Origin of the sequence: Catenibacterium sp. AM22-6LB (genome assembly GCF_003435615.1) — a bacterium.
GTDB lineage: Bacteria > Bacillota_I > Bacilli_A > Erysipelotrichales > Coprobacillaceae > Catenibacterium > Catenibacterium mitsuoka_A.
Window position 1 is genome coordinate 1 of sequence record NZ_QTUM01000008.1, and the last position, 18039, is coordinate 18039.

Annotated in this window: 16 protein-coding genes; 2 read left to right on the plus strand and 14 right to left on the minus strand. The window is 33.6% G+C overall.

Annotated features, from left to right (window positions below):
- The 10 genes from DW269_RS03150 to DW269_RS03200 all read right to left on the minus strand — a co-directional run.
- Positions 1 to 632: RNA-guided endonuclease TnpB family protein (locus tag DW269_RS03150; RefSeq protein WP_147321676.1), on the minus strand; the 632-nt coding region annotated here is incomplete at its 3' end.
- Positions 633 to 1259: 627 nt separating this feature from the next.
- Positions 1260 to 1787, minus strand: a complete 528-nt coding sequence (locus DW269_RS03160) for a hypothetical protein (protein ID WP_117458520.1) — start codon at positions 1785 to 1787, stop codon at positions 1260 to 1262.
- 104 nt (positions 1788 to 1891) lie between these two features.
- Complete coding sequence (locus tag DW269_RS03165; RefSeq protein ID WP_199409887.1) at positions 1892 to 2758, minus strand: Ltp family lipoprotein; 867 nt, start codon at positions 2756 to 2758, stop codon at positions 1892 to 1894.
- Positions 2759 to 2887: 129 nt separating this feature from the next.
- Positions 2888 to 4570, minus strand: coding sequence for an ATP-binding protein (locus DW269_RS03170; protein WP_117458521.1), 1683 nt, complete (start codon positions 4568 to 4570; stop codon positions 2888 to 2890).
- Positions 4570 to 5247 carry a response regulator transcription factor gene (locus DW269_RS03175; protein WP_117458522.1) on the minus strand — a complete coding sequence of 226 codons (678 nt, stop codon included), beginning with the start codon at positions 5245 to 5247 and terminating at the stop codon, positions 4570 to 4572. Before DW269_RS03175 ends, DW269_RS03170 begins: the two co-directional genes overlap by 1 nt.
- Positions 5248 to 5261: 14 nt before the next feature.
- Positions 5262 to 5918: a phosphate signaling complex protein PhoU gene (phoU, locus tag DW269_RS03180; protein WP_022425337.1), complete on the minus strand. Its 657-nt coding sequence runs from the start codon at positions 5916 to 5918 to the stop codon at positions 5262 to 5264.
- A gap of 46 nt (positions 5919 to 5964) precedes the next feature.
- Complete coding sequence (gene pstB, locus DW269_RS03185) at positions 5965 to 6717, minus strand: phosphate ABC transporter ATP-binding protein PstB (protein ID WP_117458524.1); 753 nt, start codon at positions 6715 to 6717, stop codon at positions 5965 to 5967.
- A 14-nt stretch (positions 6718 to 6731) separates the two neighbouring features.
- Positions 6732 to 7655 carry a phosphate ABC transporter permease PstA gene (gene pstA / locus DW269_RS03190; protein WP_233502411.1) on the minus strand — a complete coding sequence of 308 codons (924 nt, stop codon included), beginning with the start codon at positions 7653 to 7655 and terminating at the stop codon, positions 6732 to 6734.
- Entirely contained in the window at positions 7648 to 8565 is a 918-nt protein-coding gene (gene pstC, locus DW269_RS03195; protein ID WP_117458525.1) for a phosphate ABC transporter permease subunit PstC, read from the minus strand. Before pstC ends, pstA begins: the two co-directional genes overlap by 8 nt.
- The gene (locus DW269_RS03200; protein ID WP_117458526.1) at positions 8555 to 9391 is read right to left on the minus strand and encodes a phosphate ABC transporter substrate-binding protein; all 837 of its coding nucleotides are present in this window, start codon (positions 9389 to 9391) and stop codon (positions 8555 to 8557) included. Before DW269_RS03200 ends, pstC begins: the two co-directional genes overlap by 11 nt.
- A gap of 195 nt (positions 9392 to 9586) precedes the next feature.
- Here DW269_RS03200 and DW269_RS03205 point away from each other — a divergent pair, with 195 nt between their 5' ends.
- Positions 9587 to 10468 carry a YitT family protein gene (locus DW269_RS03205; RefSeq protein ID WP_117458527.1) on the plus strand — a complete coding sequence of 294 codons (882 nt, stop codon included), beginning with the start codon at positions 9587 to 9589 and terminating at the stop codon, positions 10466 to 10468.
- Positions 10469 to 11305: 837 nt separating this feature from the next.
- Here the strand turns inward: DW269_RS03205 and DW269_RS03210 are convergent.
- From DW269_RS03210 to serC, 3 genes are all read right to left on the minus strand, one after another.
- Complete coding sequence (locus tag DW269_RS03210) at positions 11306 to 12706, minus strand: PTS sugar transporter subunit IIC (RefSeq protein WP_233502412.1); 1401 nt, start codon at positions 12704 to 12706, stop codon at positions 11306 to 11308.
- Positions 12707 to 12788: 82 nt separating this feature from the next.
- On the minus strand, positions 12789 to 13955 hold the full coding sequence (locus DW269_RS03215) for a phosphoglycerate dehydrogenase (RefSeq protein ID WP_117458529.1): 1167 nt from the start codon (positions 13953 to 13955) through the stop codon (positions 12789 to 12791).
- Positions 13956 to 13959: 4 nt separating this feature from the next.
- The gene (gene serC, locus DW269_RS03220; protein ID WP_117458530.1) at positions 13960 to 15042 is read right to left on the minus strand and encodes a 3-phosphoserine/phosphohydroxythreonine transaminase; all 1083 of its coding nucleotides are present in this window, start codon (positions 15040 to 15042) and stop codon (positions 13960 to 13962) included.
- Between the two features lie 186 nt (positions 15043 to 15228).
- Between serC and DW269_RS03225 the strand changes: the two genes are divergently transcribed.
- Positions 15229 to 17334, plus strand: coding sequence for a SulP family inorganic anion transporter (locus tag DW269_RS03225; protein ID WP_117458531.1), 2106 nt, complete (start codon positions 15229 to 15231; stop codon positions 17332 to 17334).
- A 52-nt stretch (positions 17335 to 17386) separates the two neighbouring features.
- Here the strand turns inward: DW269_RS03225 and DW269_RS03230 are convergent, their stop codons facing one another.
- Complete coding sequence (locus tag DW269_RS03230; RefSeq protein WP_022424927.1) at positions 17387 to 17683, minus strand: PTS sugar transporter subunit IIB; 297 nt, start codon at positions 17681 to 17683, stop codon at positions 17387 to 17389.
- Positions 17684 to 18039 lie beyond the last annotated feature (356 nt).

Genomic DNA, 18039 nt, shown 5'->3' on the forward strand with positions numbered 1-18039 from the left:
TTCTTATAAGTCTTGCCATTAGAAACAATCGCAAAATCCTTTAATCCAAGGTCAATGCCGATTCCTTCACTAGAATTACTGACTATCCTTTTATCTGGGATTTCTATAAGAACTGAAACATAGTATCTATCAGCCTTTATTGAGACATGACCGCTCTTGATTACATATTCATCTTTTGTTGTGGGAATATATCCTTTTTCTTTGATGCGGACCCAGCCAAGTGACGGAATCTTGATTCTGTGTCTTTCACAGAGGCAATCTTTTGGATTATTCCTTACAAAGTACATTTTCACATTAGATTTGCCTTTCTTCTTAAATTTTGGAAAGGCGCTCTTGTGATTAAAGAATTTTTCAAATGCGATCTGTCCGTTATTTACTGCCTGTGTTACCGATTTTGAATAAGCTTCCTTGATCCAGGAATATTCTGGATGGCTCGGAAGAAACTCATTGTTGAGCCATACTCTAAATTGACTGCTGCTCATAAACTTTTTGCCACTTTCATGAAGCTCCTTATTATGAGCAAGATAAAAGTTATAGATAAATCTGCAAGTACCTATTGTTTTACGAATCTTGACTTTCTGCTCCTCTGTCGGATTTATTTCCGTTTTGAAGCTCTTCAGCAATGTCCTCATCCCTTTCTATCTGTTTTTTATACTTACGAAGCCCATACAGCCTGCATGAGAACACATGGAATATTGAAATAATATCCTGCATGAGTACTCCATCTGATTTCTAATCTAATTATAGAATAGATGGAAAATTTATGCATCAAATTCAGCTTCATGAACACCGTTAATTAGGCGTTAAAAAATATTCTTTTTCACTAACCTGTGGTCTGAGGGTATTCAAATTATGGTTTTGATTTTTTGTTCCATTACTTCATCTAATAAATCGTTACGCGGTTTCCATAATCTCCAATACACTGGTCTACAATAGTTCTTTCGCATTACAAAAATATCTTAAAAATGCAACTTGATCTAGTAAATGATGATTATAAGTATAATAATGCCTATTTGTTTGGGTTCGGTTTGCCTTCAAAGTTCCTTCTCTATCTCAACGTTATAATATCTTAACAGATACGCCTAAAAGTCAATAAAATCCGTTGGTTTAAAATTTGTGATATTTAATATATTCATTTTAAAACTCCCTTTATGTGCATATTTAAACACATTCAAACACAATGGTCGATATATTCAGTTACTTATAGTTTCCTCCTTTCGCTCTTATATATATTATACACAAAAAGCCTAGATTTTACTCTAGACTTGTGAGTCAAAACGATATTTAAATTCTTTATAAGTTTTCTCAGTTTTTGTATCCTTCACTACAGCATAACAATAATGATTATCCTGGTTTACATCTATACTTATCGCAACCTTTCGCTTATCTGAAAAAGTAAATGTAGACTTTTCTACACGTGGACTATTTAAATCATTATTAGGAACTGAAATAGTAAGAAAATACTTAAGAGAAGCATTCTCTCCTGTCTTCATATTTCCATGATAACAACGCATAATCTTATTATCCTTCTTCATTGTATAAGCAATATCTAAATTCTTATTTACTACATAAGAATCAATATCCCTAAATTCCTTCTTATGTAGGTTCTTATTCATTTCTTTAAAGAAAGCTGTCTTATAATCTCTATCTTCACATGTAATAGAAATCTCTTCTCCATTCAACATACCTGAATAGAATGTTCTTACTTCCTGTGCTATATAATTTGAATTGGCACGTGTTGAACATCCACTTGTCAACAAAAGTGCGATTAACCAGAGTATCTTCATGCTTTATCACCTGTAAGCATTATACATATTTATTATGGAATAACTGTGTATTTTCAAAAAATGAAGCACTTATTTGTGCTTCATTCATACTTTTATTAAAAGAGTTACTGTGGTAGGTGATCAACTGCATATTGTGCTTCTTCAGCAGTGAATCTTTCTCCATAGCTTGAAGTTAACTGTTCATAGATAGCTGAACGAGACATATTCATACTTGTCTGATAATCCTTAGCTTTTTCTAATGCATTTGCCTTATAATCAGCTACTAAATGATCCACTGCATACTGTGCTGATTCTGCAGGAAAACCTTCCCCATAAGATGAAGTCAACTGATCATAGATAGCCGCCTTAGACATATGCATCATAGATGAGTAAGATTCTGCTTTTGCGAGCGCATTCTTATCTTCCATAGTAGGTTCTTTACCCTTTGAATAATGAACAGTGACAGTACTTCCCTTTTCTAATTGTGTACCTGCCTGAGGTGATTGACTAATGAATCCTCCCTGTGCAATACTATCAGAAAAATCTTCTTCTTTACTTAACTGGAATCCATTTTGATCACACCAAGCCTGTGCATCTGTTTGACTCAAATCAACAACTTCTACTTTCTTTTTCTTCTTAACTTCTTTTGTAGTAGATACTTCAGGTGAAGATTCAATTGGTTCTGGATCACTGATACTACCTGCATATGCAAAAACCAAGAAACCTGCAAGAATCATACATAATGCTTTTTTCTTAGGCTGTTTCTTAAACAAGCAATATACAAGATAACCGATGCCTAATACAAAAGCGATAAAGCCAAGCATCATAAATGCATCCACTGATACACAGCGAATCACAAACAATACAAAGAAAACAAGTGAAGCCAGTAATGTCTTTTTCGCCTTATCATTTGGTTCATTGTTTTTCTTTGATTTAAGGAAATACACAATGCCTAGTACAAGTAAAACTAAGAATAATAGAAATAAAATCATATCAACATCCCCTTCCTTGGATATATATATTGTAGTACTATCCATCAAAAGATGTATTGAGTAAGCGCTGGAGAACGCCTATTAATAGGTGTCTAGAAAAAATAATTAAAAAAGCTGTACGATGACAGCTTATGATTTGTTAGGAAGAGTAATCGTAATACAAGTACCCTCTCCTAATTGACTATGTAATTTCACTGTTCCTTTATTATAAGAAACAATATGCTTAACGATGGCAAGACCTAAACCTGTACCACCTTTGATTCTACTACGTCCCTTATCAACACGGTAGAATCTTTCAAATACACGGCCTTGGTCTGCAAGAGGTATACCAATACCTGTATCCTTGACTTCAATGATCATGTTATCTTTCTTACTATAAATATGAACATATACATGACCATCTTCTTTGTTGTACTTAATAGCGTTACTTACAAGATTAGAAATCAATGTTTCTATTTGAGATCCATTTCCAATATAAGTAATAGGTTCTACATCTGTATGAAGCTCTACATTATATTTCAATAATAAACCTTCATAATCTTCTGATATATCCTTCATTAATGCCTGCATTTTTACAGGAACCTTTTCTACAATGAGATCATCACTATCTAATCTAGATAACATCAAGATATCATTAATCAAAGAAGACATATTAGTCACTTCTGTTTGAATCTTAGAAAGCATCATCTTCTTCTGATTTTCATCATTGATGAATCCTTGTGATAATAATTCACTATAACCTCTAATAGCTGTAATAGGTGTTTTTAATTCATGAGATACACTAGAGAAGAATTCTTCTCTCATCTTCTGTGAGTTCTTCATTGCAGTAATATCCACAAAGAAGAGTGCTGTACCAAATGGAAGGCGGGAGATTGCACATTGGTAATCAAAATCATGAATCTTTAATTCTATACGCTGTTTCTTAGGTGCGCTATTTAACGCATTTATAAGATTAGGATAAGTAATATGATCTATTAAGTTGTCCTTTTCTTTTAAAGGTCCTAGAATCTTTATAGCACTATCATTGACACTTAAGATCATGCCATTCTCATCAAGTAAGATAAAGCCTTCCTCCATCTTTCTTAATATCGCATTGATCTTATCTTGTTCAAATCTTGTTTCTCTCATAGATTTTCTTAATCGATGAGAAAGATTTTCTATTGTATCAATAATAGGTGTGAATTCTTCATAATCTGTTGTTGGAAGTTCAAAACGATAGTCTTCTGTCATGTTATTAAGAGACTCACTGATTTCTGTCAAAGGCTTTGTGACTCTCTTAGAGAGTTTACGTGCAACTATGTATGAAAATAATATACTGATCAGTATAGAAATTGAAAATGCAGGAGCAAGTTCAGGGAAATAACCCCATACCCCTGAATAAGGGATGGACAATCTTATAATGTGGTTATCTTTATAATATGCAGCATAGAGAAGTGGCTGATTGGTTGTCTCAGAACGTCTCATTGCATACCCTTCATGATTTGAAGAATGAAGTGCCTGTTGCACTTCTTCTCTTTTCAAATGATTAGAAGAGATGTCATTCTTATATGTATCTGCAAGAACTTTACCTTTTTCATCTATAACAGATATTCTTGTATCATCAGAGAAAGCAAGTGGATTAAGTGTTTCTATCTGTGTATTGAGATCCTTGGAGTAGTCTAGATTATATTCTATAAGTTTTACAGAATACATCATTTCTCTTTCAGAATCCTCTTTCATTGAACCAGAAATAATAAATATACTCGTTGCACTACAGATACATAGAGATACTAATAAAAGTGAGATAAAATATCTCAATATAGATTGTCTCATTATTGACCATCCTCAATAAAACGATAACCTACACTTCTGATTGTCTTAATATAATGATGTCCATCATCACCTAGTTTAGATCTTAAAGAACGAATATGAACATCTAAGGCTCTTGATTCGCCTACAAAATCATAACCCCAGATATTGTTTAAAAGTTCTTCTCTTTCTACAACACGTTCTTTATTTTCTACTAAATAGAGTAATAACTGATACTCTTTATGAGTTAATTCAAGTTTTTCACCCTGCTTTAAAATAATATGCTTAGATTTATCAATTTCTAAAGATGTTGTCTTAATAACCTTTGAATGATGCTGACTTCTTCTAAGTAATGAGCGAACACGTGCAGCAAGTTCCAGCACTCCAAATGGTTTCGTCATATAATCATCACAGCCTGAATCTAAACCTCTTACTTTATCTATTTCACGATCCTTTGCAGAAAGAATTAAGATAGGTAAAGTAGTATTAGTCTTTCTAATCTGTTTAATGGCTGAAATACCGTCTAATTCAGGTAACATGACATCAAATATTGCAAGATCAGGTGTATCTTCATGAATTGCGACAATTGCATCTATCGCATTATTAAAGAGGGTAATTTGATACCCACTTGATTCTAGAGACAACTTGATAATCTCCTGAATATTCTCATCATCTTCTATTACATATATACGTTCGCTCATTGGTTATATCCCCCTTAAATAATACGCTGCTGGTTGATAGATCCTGTTTCCATGAAGTCTAACCATTCACAGATATTAGATGCATGATCACCAATTCTTTCAAGATATTTAGCAATCATGAAGTAATCTAAACAATCATCTGCATTTTCACTATTTTCTTTCATAATCTGGATGATTTCATTCTTAATATCTAAGAATAATGCATCAATATCATCATCCATTCTAGAAATGTTATGGGCTTTATCTACATCACCTTCTACAAAGGCTTCAATAGACTTATGCACCATTTCTTTTGCAGTCTTTAACATTTCTGGAATATGTTCTACTGTTCTATAAATATGATCACCAGATAAATCCAAGATAATTTCACAAATATCAGAACACTGATCACCAATTCTTTCTAGATCAGTCACAATCTTTAATGCAGTAGTTACAATACGTAAATCTCTTGCCACTGGCTGCTGTCTTAACATTAACTTAAAACAAATAGATTCAATAGAACGTTCCATATCATTGATCATACGATCATTTTCCATAACTTCTTTCGCAAGCTTAGTGTTCTTGTTTTTAAATGCAGCAATAGTATTTTCTAACGCATTTTCTACAAGACCACTCATCTTTTGAAGATCTACATTAAGCGTATCTAGTTCTCTATCAAAACGACTTCTCATAATATTTACCCCTTCATTATAATATATTGATTGTGATTATGAAATATTAACCGAATCTACCAGTGATATAATCTTCTGTTCTCTTATCTTGAGGGAATGAGAAGATCTTTTCTGTATCACCAGTTTCGATAATTTCACCCTGTAAGAAGAATGCTGTATTGTCTGCAATACGTGAAGCCTGCTGCATGTTATGAGTTACAATCACAATCGTATAATCTTTTTTAAGATCCATTAATAAGTCTTCAATCTTAGATGTAGAGATTGGGTCTAAGGCACTTGTAGGTTCATCTAATAAGATAACATCTGGGTTAACAGCTAAGCATCTCGCAATACATAATCTCTGCTGCTGACCACCAGATAAACCTAATGCACTCGTATCTAGACGATCTGCAATTTCATCATATAAAGCAGCCTGCTTTAATGATCTAATCACAATCTTTTCTAATTCAGCATGATTCTTAATACCATGAATTCTAGGTCCATAGGCAATGTTATCAAAGATACTCATTGGGAATGGATTTGGCTGCTGGAATACCATACCTACTTTCTTTCTCAATAAAGTTGTATCTACTCTAGGATCAAAGATGTCTTCACCATCCAGTGTCACCTGACCAGTAATCTTTACCCCTTTTACATAATCCTGCATACGGTTTAATGTTTTAAGGAATGTAGATTTACCACATCCAGAAGGACCGATGAACGCTGTGATCTTATGTTCTGGGATATCTAGACTTGTATCCTTTAAGGCATGCTTTTCACCATACCATAAGTTTAAATTCTTAATTTCCATTTTATTCATATATATTTACCTCATTATTTTGCTTTTTCTACATTAAACTTACTTGATAGCCATTTAGCGATAAAGTTCATAATTAATACAAGAATAATCAAAATCATCGCAATCACAAAGGCTTGTCCATATTCTGCGTTACTCATTGCCATATAAAGCTGGATAGTAAGTGTTCCACCACTTTCCATTAAGTGAGTGAAGAATCCTCTTGGCATAAAGTAACCACTACCTGCTGTAAATAATAAGGCAGCTGATTCAGCCACAATACGACCCATACCAAGAATCACACCTGTTAAGATACCAGGCATAGCACTTGGAAGGATTACAGTACGAATCATATACCACTTAGTTGAACCAATACCTAATGCTGCTTCACGATATGAAGAAGAAACTGATTCTAAGGCAACCTGAGTGTTTCTAATAATAATTGGCAAGATAAGAATAGTTAATGTAAAGCAGCCATTTAAGACTGAATAACCAAGTCCTAACATTTCACCAAAGAAGATCATACCAAATAGTCCAAAGATAATAGATGGAATACCTGATAATACTTCTGTTGTAAATGAGACAGCTGCAACGAACTTCTTATTCTTTGCATATTCATTTAAGTAAATAGCAGCACCAATACCAATTGGGCAGGCAAATAATAATGTACCTACGACAATATAAAGAGTATTGATGATGTTACCTAATAAACCTTCAGGGTTCATTAACTGACTCATTGGTTCAATTAAATTCTTGAAATGGAAATGTGGGATGGCTTTAGAGAATACATAACCAATAATGACAAGAATTAAGATACTAGAGAAACCAGCACATAGGTAAATAAGTCCACGTAGTATAGTGTCTCCAATTCTTTTCTTTTTATGATATAACGTTCTATCCACAGCGTTCACTTCCTTTAACGGGGACGTAGCTGATACTTCTTTAGAATCTGCTTTATCCATTTTCTTCACCCTTCTTTAGAATCTTCATTAAAACAATATTGATTACCATAATGAAGATGAATAATACTAAACCGATTGTAAATAATACTTGTCTATGTACACCACTTGAGTAGGACATTTCAGATACGATTGCTGTTGTTAAGAAACGTACTGAATTGAATGGTGCTGGTAAATTAACTGCATTTCCAGCAACAAGTAAGATAGCCATTGCTTCACCAATAGCACGTCCAACACCTAATACAATGGCACTCATGATTCCATTCTTAGCAGCTGGAATAACTACTTTAAAGATTGTCTGAATCTTAGTTGAACCAAGTGCATAAGAACTTAATCTCAAATGATTTGGAACAGTTTCTAGAGCTGTTTCTGATACATTGATTAATGTTGGTAAAATCATGATCACTAATACAATAATTGCGGCAATGAGGTTTGCCCCACCAGTAAACTGATGTGAATGAGACGTATGATAGAAAAACTTTTCTAACTTATACATCTGTGGGTTGATGATCAAGATACCAAGTAACCCATAAACAACGGATGGAATACCAGCTAATAATTCAATAGCTGCTTTCATAATCTTCTTTGGAGTACCAGTAACCATTTCACTTAATGCGGCTGCGGTAAATAAACCAACAGGGATTGCAATTAAGACTGCAAGTAAAGTACCAACAATAGAAGTTAAGATAATGTAAAGAATACCGAACTTTCCTTGAGAAGGAACCCATTCTGTTTTAAATAAGATATTTCCGATACCAACCTTAGCAAGTGCAGGTGTGCCGCTATAGATCATGTAGGCAGTAATAGCGACGACTGCAACTATTGAAAAAGCAGCACATACACTAACGATTAATGCGGCTGCCTTTTCTGATGCTTGTCTACTTTTATTGGTACCGACAATGCTATTTAGCACTGATTAAACCTACTTTTTTAATGATAGCCTGCCCTTCATCACTATCAATGTAATCGAATAATGCCTGAACTAATTTAGACTGCTTTTCAATTTTACCTTTAGTAGCCATTACGAATGGTCTCTGTAAACCATATTTACCAGCTTTGATGTTCTTAACTGTACAATCAACACCGTCTAACTGTAATGTGTTGATTGATTTATCAACAGCGTCTAGTGATACATAACCAATAGCACCTTCAATAGAAGCACATTTCGCAACAACTGCACCAGTATTATCTAATTCCTGTGCATACTGACATTTATCTTTTACTTCTAATAATTCTTCAAATGCACCTCTCGTACCAGAAGCAGCTTCTCTACCAATAACAACGATCTTTTCGTCTTTACCACCAAGTTCTTTCCAGTTAGTGATTTCACCAGTATAGATCTTAGTTAACTGTTCTTTAGTTACATTCTTAACAGTATTATTTTTGTTAACTGCAACTGCGATACCATCAATAGCAACGATGTTTTCTTCAAGACCCTGGCTCTTTTCTTCATCAGTTAATGCTCTTGAAGAATCACCGATATCAGCCTTACCACTTAATACTGAAGCAATACCAGCAGATGAACCTGTGAACTGAGATTCAACTGTAACATTAGGATTCTTTTCTTTGAAAGATTCGCCTAAGGCAGTTACAAATTTTTCCATTGATGTAGAACCATCAAGTGAGATCTTTCCTGATAGATCTCCTGAACCAGCAGTTGAAGAATCTTTAGATCCTCCACAACCAGCAAGTGAGAATGCAAGTACACATGTAAGTACAAGCGTTAATATTTTTTTCATATTTACTTTTTTCCTCCCGTCTTCTTAAGACACCTACATCATAAATTTTTCTCCTTAACAAAAAAATCATATTTGTGTATGTATTATCTTAAGATTATGTAAATGTGTTTTTTCACTTTTTACATAATTACGGTTGTTTTGTTGTATAAACAATAGTACAATTTGGTCGAAATTTCGGAGGTGAATGTTAAATTTATGTTATATGAAAAGGAAATACAACAAAAAAGATCAATAAAAGCCCTCAAATCATTCGCATGCGTTATTCTTGCATCATGTTTAATGGCCTTTAATATTAAGACATTTGTACGTGCTGGTGAATTAGTCCCTGGTGGTATTACTGGTATGACTCTATTAATACAGAGAATAATGTTAAAGTATGCTAACATTACTGTTCCTTATTCTGTGCTTAATATTTCATTAAATGCGATACCAGCTGTTATTGGTTTTAAACTTATTTCAAAACGTTTTACTGGTTATAGTGTATTAATGATTGTTTTAAACTCATTCTTAGTTGATTTGATTCCTTCTTATAAGGTGACAACTGATCCATTACTCATTGCTTTATTTGGTGGTTTATTAAATGGTTTGGCTATTTCTATTGCTTTATATGGTAAAGCAAGTTCTGGTGGAACAGACTTTATTGCAGTCTATATTCATCGTAAGTGGAATATTTCTTCTTGGAATATCATTCTAGGTTTTAATATTATTCTATTATTAATTTCTGGAATGTTATTTGGATTTGAAGCATCTCTTTATTCTATTGTCTTCCAGTTCGTATCTACTCAGGCAATAGACACTTTCCATAAATCTGATCAGCAGATGACATTATTCATCATATCTAATAAAGCAGATGAATTAGAAAGAGAATTATTAGTTAAGACACATCATGGTATGACTCGTTTTACTGGTGAAGGATCTCATACACACGAAGATCGTGTTATGCTTTATACAGTTGTCAGTGCTGCAGAAGTAAATGATGTTTATGAAATTATTAAAAGTATTGATAACCAGGCTTTCGTTAATATAGTCAAGACAAGTGCTGTTAAAGGAAGGTTCTATCAGGAACCTATTGATTAACCTGGATTTTAATTCCAGGTTTTTTAATGCAAAAAAATAAGTAGGTCTCCCTACTTATTAATACATTGAGATATCAGATCGTGAACAATGTTTTCTTTGCCTGCAACTAAATTTGTGATTAGATGTCCACGATAATCACATAGTATACCGCCAGCTGCTTCTAATATAACTTCCTCTCTGTGCACAAATATAGCACCTTATATAATAAGTATGGTTATCATCGAGTGAAGAGTATATTAATAATTGGTAAAAAAAAGAATCCTCCATAAGGAGGATCATGCACTACATAAATATTCTTTTGGCTTGATATGGATGAAATATGAATGCAGTGGCTGTTTTTCAATCAATGCCCTAATGATTAAAAGGATCAGCGTTCCTAGGAAAATCAAAGTTATAATGAGTTAAAAGTATGAGGGTTTCATTAATTACTCACTTTATATCCATGTTCAATAAGGGATTTAATTATTAGCATATTCTTACGAGCAGTGATCATTCTTATCCTCGCACCCGAATAAGAATGTACAGGAGATGCAGATATATCTGCACAAGATCATGAGGTCCCTACACCCCACGATATGTATAACTAGATTTTCCTATCTTAAGACCTTAATCTTAAGATGATAATATATTATCATCTTATCGGTATTTTATCAATGATAATAATAAAAAAATGTCATGAGCTGGACGTCTCATGACGATTTAGGAAGCAAAAATTTATTTTCTTTTTGCATCTTTATAATAATCTAACAAAATGATTAAACAAGTATTCTTAAGGATATTGTATAGTTGTTACAAAAAAAGCGAATTTATATGCATAAATCCACTCTTTTTGTAACTTTAATAGATATATTCTTCTTTCCTCTGTTTCTTCTCATATATGAATATAAAAGGTGCATATACGAGAAATGAAAGACCGGTACATAATAATTGAGATAATGCACCATAGATATTCCCTCCCGTAACTAAGAAGCCATGTAATACAGGTGGCATAACCCAAGGTACCTCCATAATCACACGTGGGCAGAATCCTATTTGAATAAGGAAATATCCGACTGTAAGAGAGATAAGTGGTGCAAGAATAAATGGAATGTCTAATAGTGGATTAAGTACTATAGGCATACCAAAGATCACTGTTTCGTTGATATTCACTAAACTTGGGAATAAAGAAATATTTGCTACTAGACGATTATCATGTCTTTGAGAAAAAACAAGTATATATATCACAAGCCCTAATGTACATCCTGAACCGCCAATATCTCCAAACATCTGAAACATCGATGAATTGAATACATATGGTATATCTTTTCCTCTTAACCCCGCATTAAATGCTCCCATATTAATATAGAGTAATGGTCTATAAAACGATTCAATGACAGACGACATAAGGTTCTTCCCATGGAAGCCAACAATCCAGAACAATGAGATAATAAGATACAAAACAAGAACCGCAATTAAATTATCCCCTGCCATCAGCTGTAACGGAAGCTGTATAAGATTATATATATTTGTATTAAGTGTATGACCTGTGCTTAGGATACAAAGATAAGAGATAGAACTCATAATTAAGCATGTCAAGAACGTAGGAACGATATTCATGAATGATAATACTTGATTTGTAGAAACCTGACTAGGAAGCTTTATTAAGAGACAATCGCAGTTTCTTAATAAATGATAGAGTTCTGTCGCAAGTATAGCGACAAACATTGCAGTAAAGAGTCCTGATGAATATGTATAAGTGACACTTATTCCCTCTGTCGCAAAGTTTTTAAGCGTGATTCCTATATAATTCGGAATATGGACAAAAGCAGATAGTTTTGTATGTACAATAGCACCACTATCTGTGTGTAATAGCAGATTGATATGTAAACCATCTATTGTATGTGGTGTGACAATCAGCCAGCTTAAAAAACTGACAATCACGGGATAAATATCATGATCCCCATTTGCCTGGGCAATTTCACTAGATAATAATAATACAATTACAATAGAGATACATGAAATAGCTGCATAATTCAATGCTTCAAAGATTGGATTAAAAATTTTTAAATCCATAATAAGTGGAAAAATAGTACCTAATCCCCCATGATCATTAACTAATACATTTGTCCAAAGCATTCCAACAGCACCTGTAAGAGATATTGGCATATAATTCTGGAATGCATTTTTAATCGCATTTAAGTATTTATTCTGAGTACATCTCATAGCCACCCAGGATAAAGCATCAACTAATTTATTCATCCCATCACCCCTTCGCACTCCCATCTTACATTTTTCAATAGAAAAAGTCCATCACTAAGATGGACTATTCAAAAAGAAGGATTTAGAAAACAATCTGCGCAATAATTCTAGCTTTAATAACACCTTCATGATTTTCAATCACTTTAGTGATATCTTCTGATAAATCATTTGTATCAATGACAGTATATGCATATTCACCACGTGCTTTATTAACCATGTTTTCAATGTTCATGCTCTTTTTCGCAAATGCGTTCGCAAAGACCGCTAACATGTTAGGAATATTCTTATGAATAATACATACACGATATGTTGTAGTACGTGGTTCTACAACTGTAGGTAAGTTAACAGAGTTCTGGATATTACCATTTTCTAAGTAATCAATCATTTCTTTTACAGCCATAGTTGCACAGTTATCTTCTGATTCTGGAGTAGAAGCACCTAAGTGTGGCATTACAACTGTATTTTCAGTTTCTACAAGTTCTTTAGAACCAAAGTCTGTAATATAACGTGCCACTTTACCTGACTTTAATGCTTTAATGATATCTTCAGTATTTACTAATGTATCACGTGCAAAGTTCAAGATACGTACACCGTCTTTCATCATTGCAAGTGACTTCTTATTGATCATGTTCTTTGTATCAGGAGTTGCTGGTACATGGATAGTAATATAGTCACATTCCTTGAATAATTCTTCTACAGTAGCTGCTTTATGAACCCATTTAGATAGTTTCCATGCTGCATTGACACTGATAAATGGATCATAACCATAAACTTCCATACCTAATTTAACAGCTGCATTGGCTACATTCACACCAATTGCCCCTAAACCAATAACACCAAGCTTCTTACCATCAATTTCAGGACCAACAAACTGGCTCTTACCTTTTTCTACAGCCTTTCCAAAATCATCAGCTGGTAATGTCTTTACCCATTCAATACCAGGAATCACCTGTCTTGAACTTAAGATTAAAGCGCATAATACTAATTCTTTAACCGCATTCGCATTAGCTCCTGGTGTATTAAATACGCAGATTCCTTTTTCAGTACATGTATCTACAGGAATATTGTTGACACCTGCACCTGCTCTTGCGATAGCCTTTAATTCAGCTGGGAAATCATAGTCATGTAATTTAGCTGATCTGACTAAGATCCCATCTTCATGTTCTAAGTCGTCACCGACTTCATAATTATCATCAAAGATTTCTAAGCCCTGTTCAGAAATCTTATTTAAAGTTTTAATCTTATACATATTACTAATGTTTCTCCTCGAATTCTTTCATGAAATTAACTAAGTATTCTACACCTTCATATGGCATTGCATTGTAGATAGATGCTCTAATACCACCTACACTACGATGTCCTTTTAAGTTTGTCATACCTGCTGCAATAGATTCCTTTACAAATTCAGCATCTAATTCTTTAGATGGTGTTGTGAAAGTCACATTCATATTAGAACGTGCATCTTTCTTTGCATGTGGTTTATAGAAGTCAGACTGATCTAAGTAGTCATAAAGAAGTTTAGCTTTCTTTTCATTCTTTTCCTTCATTACTTCTAGTCCACCCTGTTCATCAATCCATTTCACTACGAGACCTAACATATAAATAGCCCAACATGGTGGTGTGTTATACATAGAATCCTTTTCTAACATAGTATCTAATTCTGAAAGAACTGGAATATTAGCTGGATGTGGTTTTACTAGATCTTCTCTAATAATAACTACACCAAGTCCGGCAATACCCATATTCTTTTGTGCACCGGCATAAATAACACCATATTTAGAAACATCTACAGGTCTTGATAAGATATCTGAAGACATATCTACTACAAGTGGTGCGCCCTTTGTATCTGGCACATAGTTCCACTCTGTACCATAGATAGTGTTGTTGTTACAAAGATGTACATAATCAACACCTTCACGAATATCTAGCTGATCCTGTGTAGGAATTTCTGTAAAATCGTTTTCCTTACCGTTATAGGCAATATGAACATCCCCAAACTTAGCCGCTTCTTTTGCAGCTTTGCCAGAGAAGCTTCCTGTAACGATATAATCTGATTTACCATTTACCATAAGGTTTAAGGCAATGTTTGTGAATTCCTGTGTTGCCCCACCTTGTAATAATAAAATCTTATAGTTATCTGGAATATTTAAAACTTTCTTTAAAGTTGCTTTTGTATCATCAAAAATCTTTTGGTATGTTGAGGAACGATGACTCATCTCCATTACGCTCATGCCTGAGCCTTTATAATTCAGCATCTGATCTGCTGCTTCCTTTAATACCTCTACAGGTAACTGAGATGGTCCTGCAGAAAAATTATAAACCCTCTTATCTGTCATTTTCGATTTCCTCCTTGTTAATTTATATGCATTATATTAGATAAATACAAATTTGTCCACTGATATTATCAAAATATACAAATAATTTGATAATTATTCTAGATTGTATACAATATAGGCGTATTTTGATAGAGATAGACTCATCTTAATAAATCATTATAATTAGAATTAAGAAAGAGGTGGCTTATGAAGAAATTTAAGAATGCGACAATGAATGATATTTTTGCAGGTATTATTGTTGCTTTTATATCTATTCCTATATCCATGGGTTATGCCCAGGTAGCAGGTCTACCAATGGTCTATGGTTTATATGGTTCTTTAGTTCCTATTCTCGTATTTAGTTTATTTACTACGAGTCATGATTTTGTATTTGGTGTAGATGCAGCTCCTGCAGCTCTTACTGGAAGTGCATTGGCTACTCTTGGTATTACTGCGGGAACTAAAGAAGCAATGCAGGCGGTCCCTGTTATTGCACTCATGGTTGCTTTATGGTTGATCTTCTTTTCAATCATTAAAGCAGGACGTGCAGTTAAGTATATTTCTACACCTGTCATGGGTGGATTCGTAACAGGTATCTGTTTATCTATTATTATGATGCTTGTTCCTAAACTCTTTGGTGGGACAACAGGAACAGGTGAAATATTCGAATTAGTCAATCATATTATTAAAGAATTACCACTCTTTAATGGTTTATCTTTTGTATTAGGTATGAGTACCCTTGTCATTATTCTTGTTGTAAAGAGAATAAATAAGAAGATTCCTATGCCTATTCTTATGATGTTTATAGGGGCTTTATTGACTGCCATATTCCCTTTAGAAAAATATGGAGTAAAACTATTGCCTCATGTTGATCCAGGTTTACCAAAGCTTGTGATTCCTTCTATTGCCCATGTAGATATTTCTGCTTTATTCTTTACTACATTATCTATTGCGATAGTTGTACTTGCACAGACTTTATTATCTGCACAGGGTAATGCAATGAAAGATGGCTACAAATTAGATGGAAATAAAGAAATATTTGCCTATGGTATGGCTGAACTGGCTACTTCACTTGTAGGATGCTGTCCAACGAATGGTTCTGTTTCTAGAACTGGACTTGCAAGACAGTATGGATGTAAAACTCAGGTGATGAGCTTATCAGCTGCTGCAACTATGGCACTTCTTCTATTATTTGGTACAGGATTTATTGAATATCTTCCTGTTCCTATTTTAACTGCTATCGTTATTACCGCCTTACTTGGTGCCTGTCACTTTGCGTTAGGTAAACGTTTATTTAAAGAAAGTAGAAATGAATTTTATATCTTTATGGCAGCATGTTGTGGAGTACTCATCTTTGGAACTATTTATGGTGTAGTGATCGGTATTGTCTTATCATTCCTCGCTGTAGTTATTAAAGCAGTCACTCCCCCAGCCCATTTCTTAGGTGTTATTCCCGGACAGACAGGTTTCTTTAACCTAGAGAAGAATGCGAATGCAAGACCAATTAGACATACTATTATTTATCGTTTCCCAGGAAATCTATTTTTTGCGAATATTGATAAGTTCCAGGAAGATATAGAAAAAGCGATTAAAGAAGATACTGAGCAAGTTATTGTAGATGCTTCTGGTATTAGTAATATTGATTTTACTGCTATTGATCGTTTGATTATCTTCTATAATGATCTACAGAAAAGAAATATAGATTTCTATCTAACACGTCATATGGATCATCTTAATCAAGCATTAAGAGAAAATGGTGGTATAGATATAATTACAAGTGGTCATGTAAGACGTACAATGCAGCAGGCATTATTAGATTGTGGGCTTGTCCCTCCTTATCCATTAGAAGATTTAAAAACATCTCATATCTCATTTATACAGCCTGAATTAGAATGGGCCTTTGGAAATGAGGCTGAAAAGTATAAACAGAAGATGACTCAGGAAATGTTGGATAAGATTCATTCTAAAACTGACTTATCTCCTGAACTATTAAAAGATATTGAAAATCATACAGGCTTTGGTGAACTAGGTTTAATTGAAGCGGATGAATTCTTATCAAGACTAGAAATGCATATTCCAGAAATCATGGAAAAGATTCATGAAAATGAACAGTATGTAGAAGAACGACTCGAACAATATCGTGATCGTATTGAAGAAAAGTTACATGACATGAATCCTGAAACATTACGTGTATTAAAACAGTACCGTAGTAAATATGAAAAGAAGCTACAGGAATTAAATCCTCATGCTTTTAATCATTATAAAGAGCTCCATCAGAAACATTTAGAAAAACTGGAGAAAAACAAAAAGTGAAGATGAACCCATCTTCACTTTTTACATTAAGGAGTAATACAATTATCAAATATTATCCGAGGATTTTCAAAGCAGCATCTAATACCTTTTCACCGTTCATCATACCATAATCACGCATATTGATGACTTCAATTGGTGTAGATGTTAATTCTCTTAATCTCTTTTCCATATGACGAACTTGTGGACCTAACATAATGACATCCCAGTCATTGAGTTCTTTTTCTGCATCTGTTACTGGGAGAGCCTTCACTTCCATTTCAATGCCTTTATCTTGTGCTGCCTTTTCCATCTTCAATACAAGCATACTTGTTGACATACCAGCATTACATACAAGCAAGATCTTCTTCATAAGTTTCTCTCCTTCCTTTAAATTTATTATATATTTATTAAATTCTGTTGAGCTATTCAATACAAATTAAGGTATAAAATTATCAATATTTATATTTTATTGAAGTACTTTTATGATAGAAATATATCAAAAAAGTGAAGATGACCCAGTCTTCACTTTCGTTGTTAAGGAGTTTGACAATTGTATATTTTTCAATGATTTTCAAAGTAGCATCAAGTACTTTTTCATCATTCATCAAACCTGATGACTTTAATTGGTTAAGCTATTCTCCTTTCCTATGTGTTTCATTATAAATTTCTCTCCATTTATTTCTACAAAATCACGTGAACTAGAAGAATACTTATCAAACTCAATCA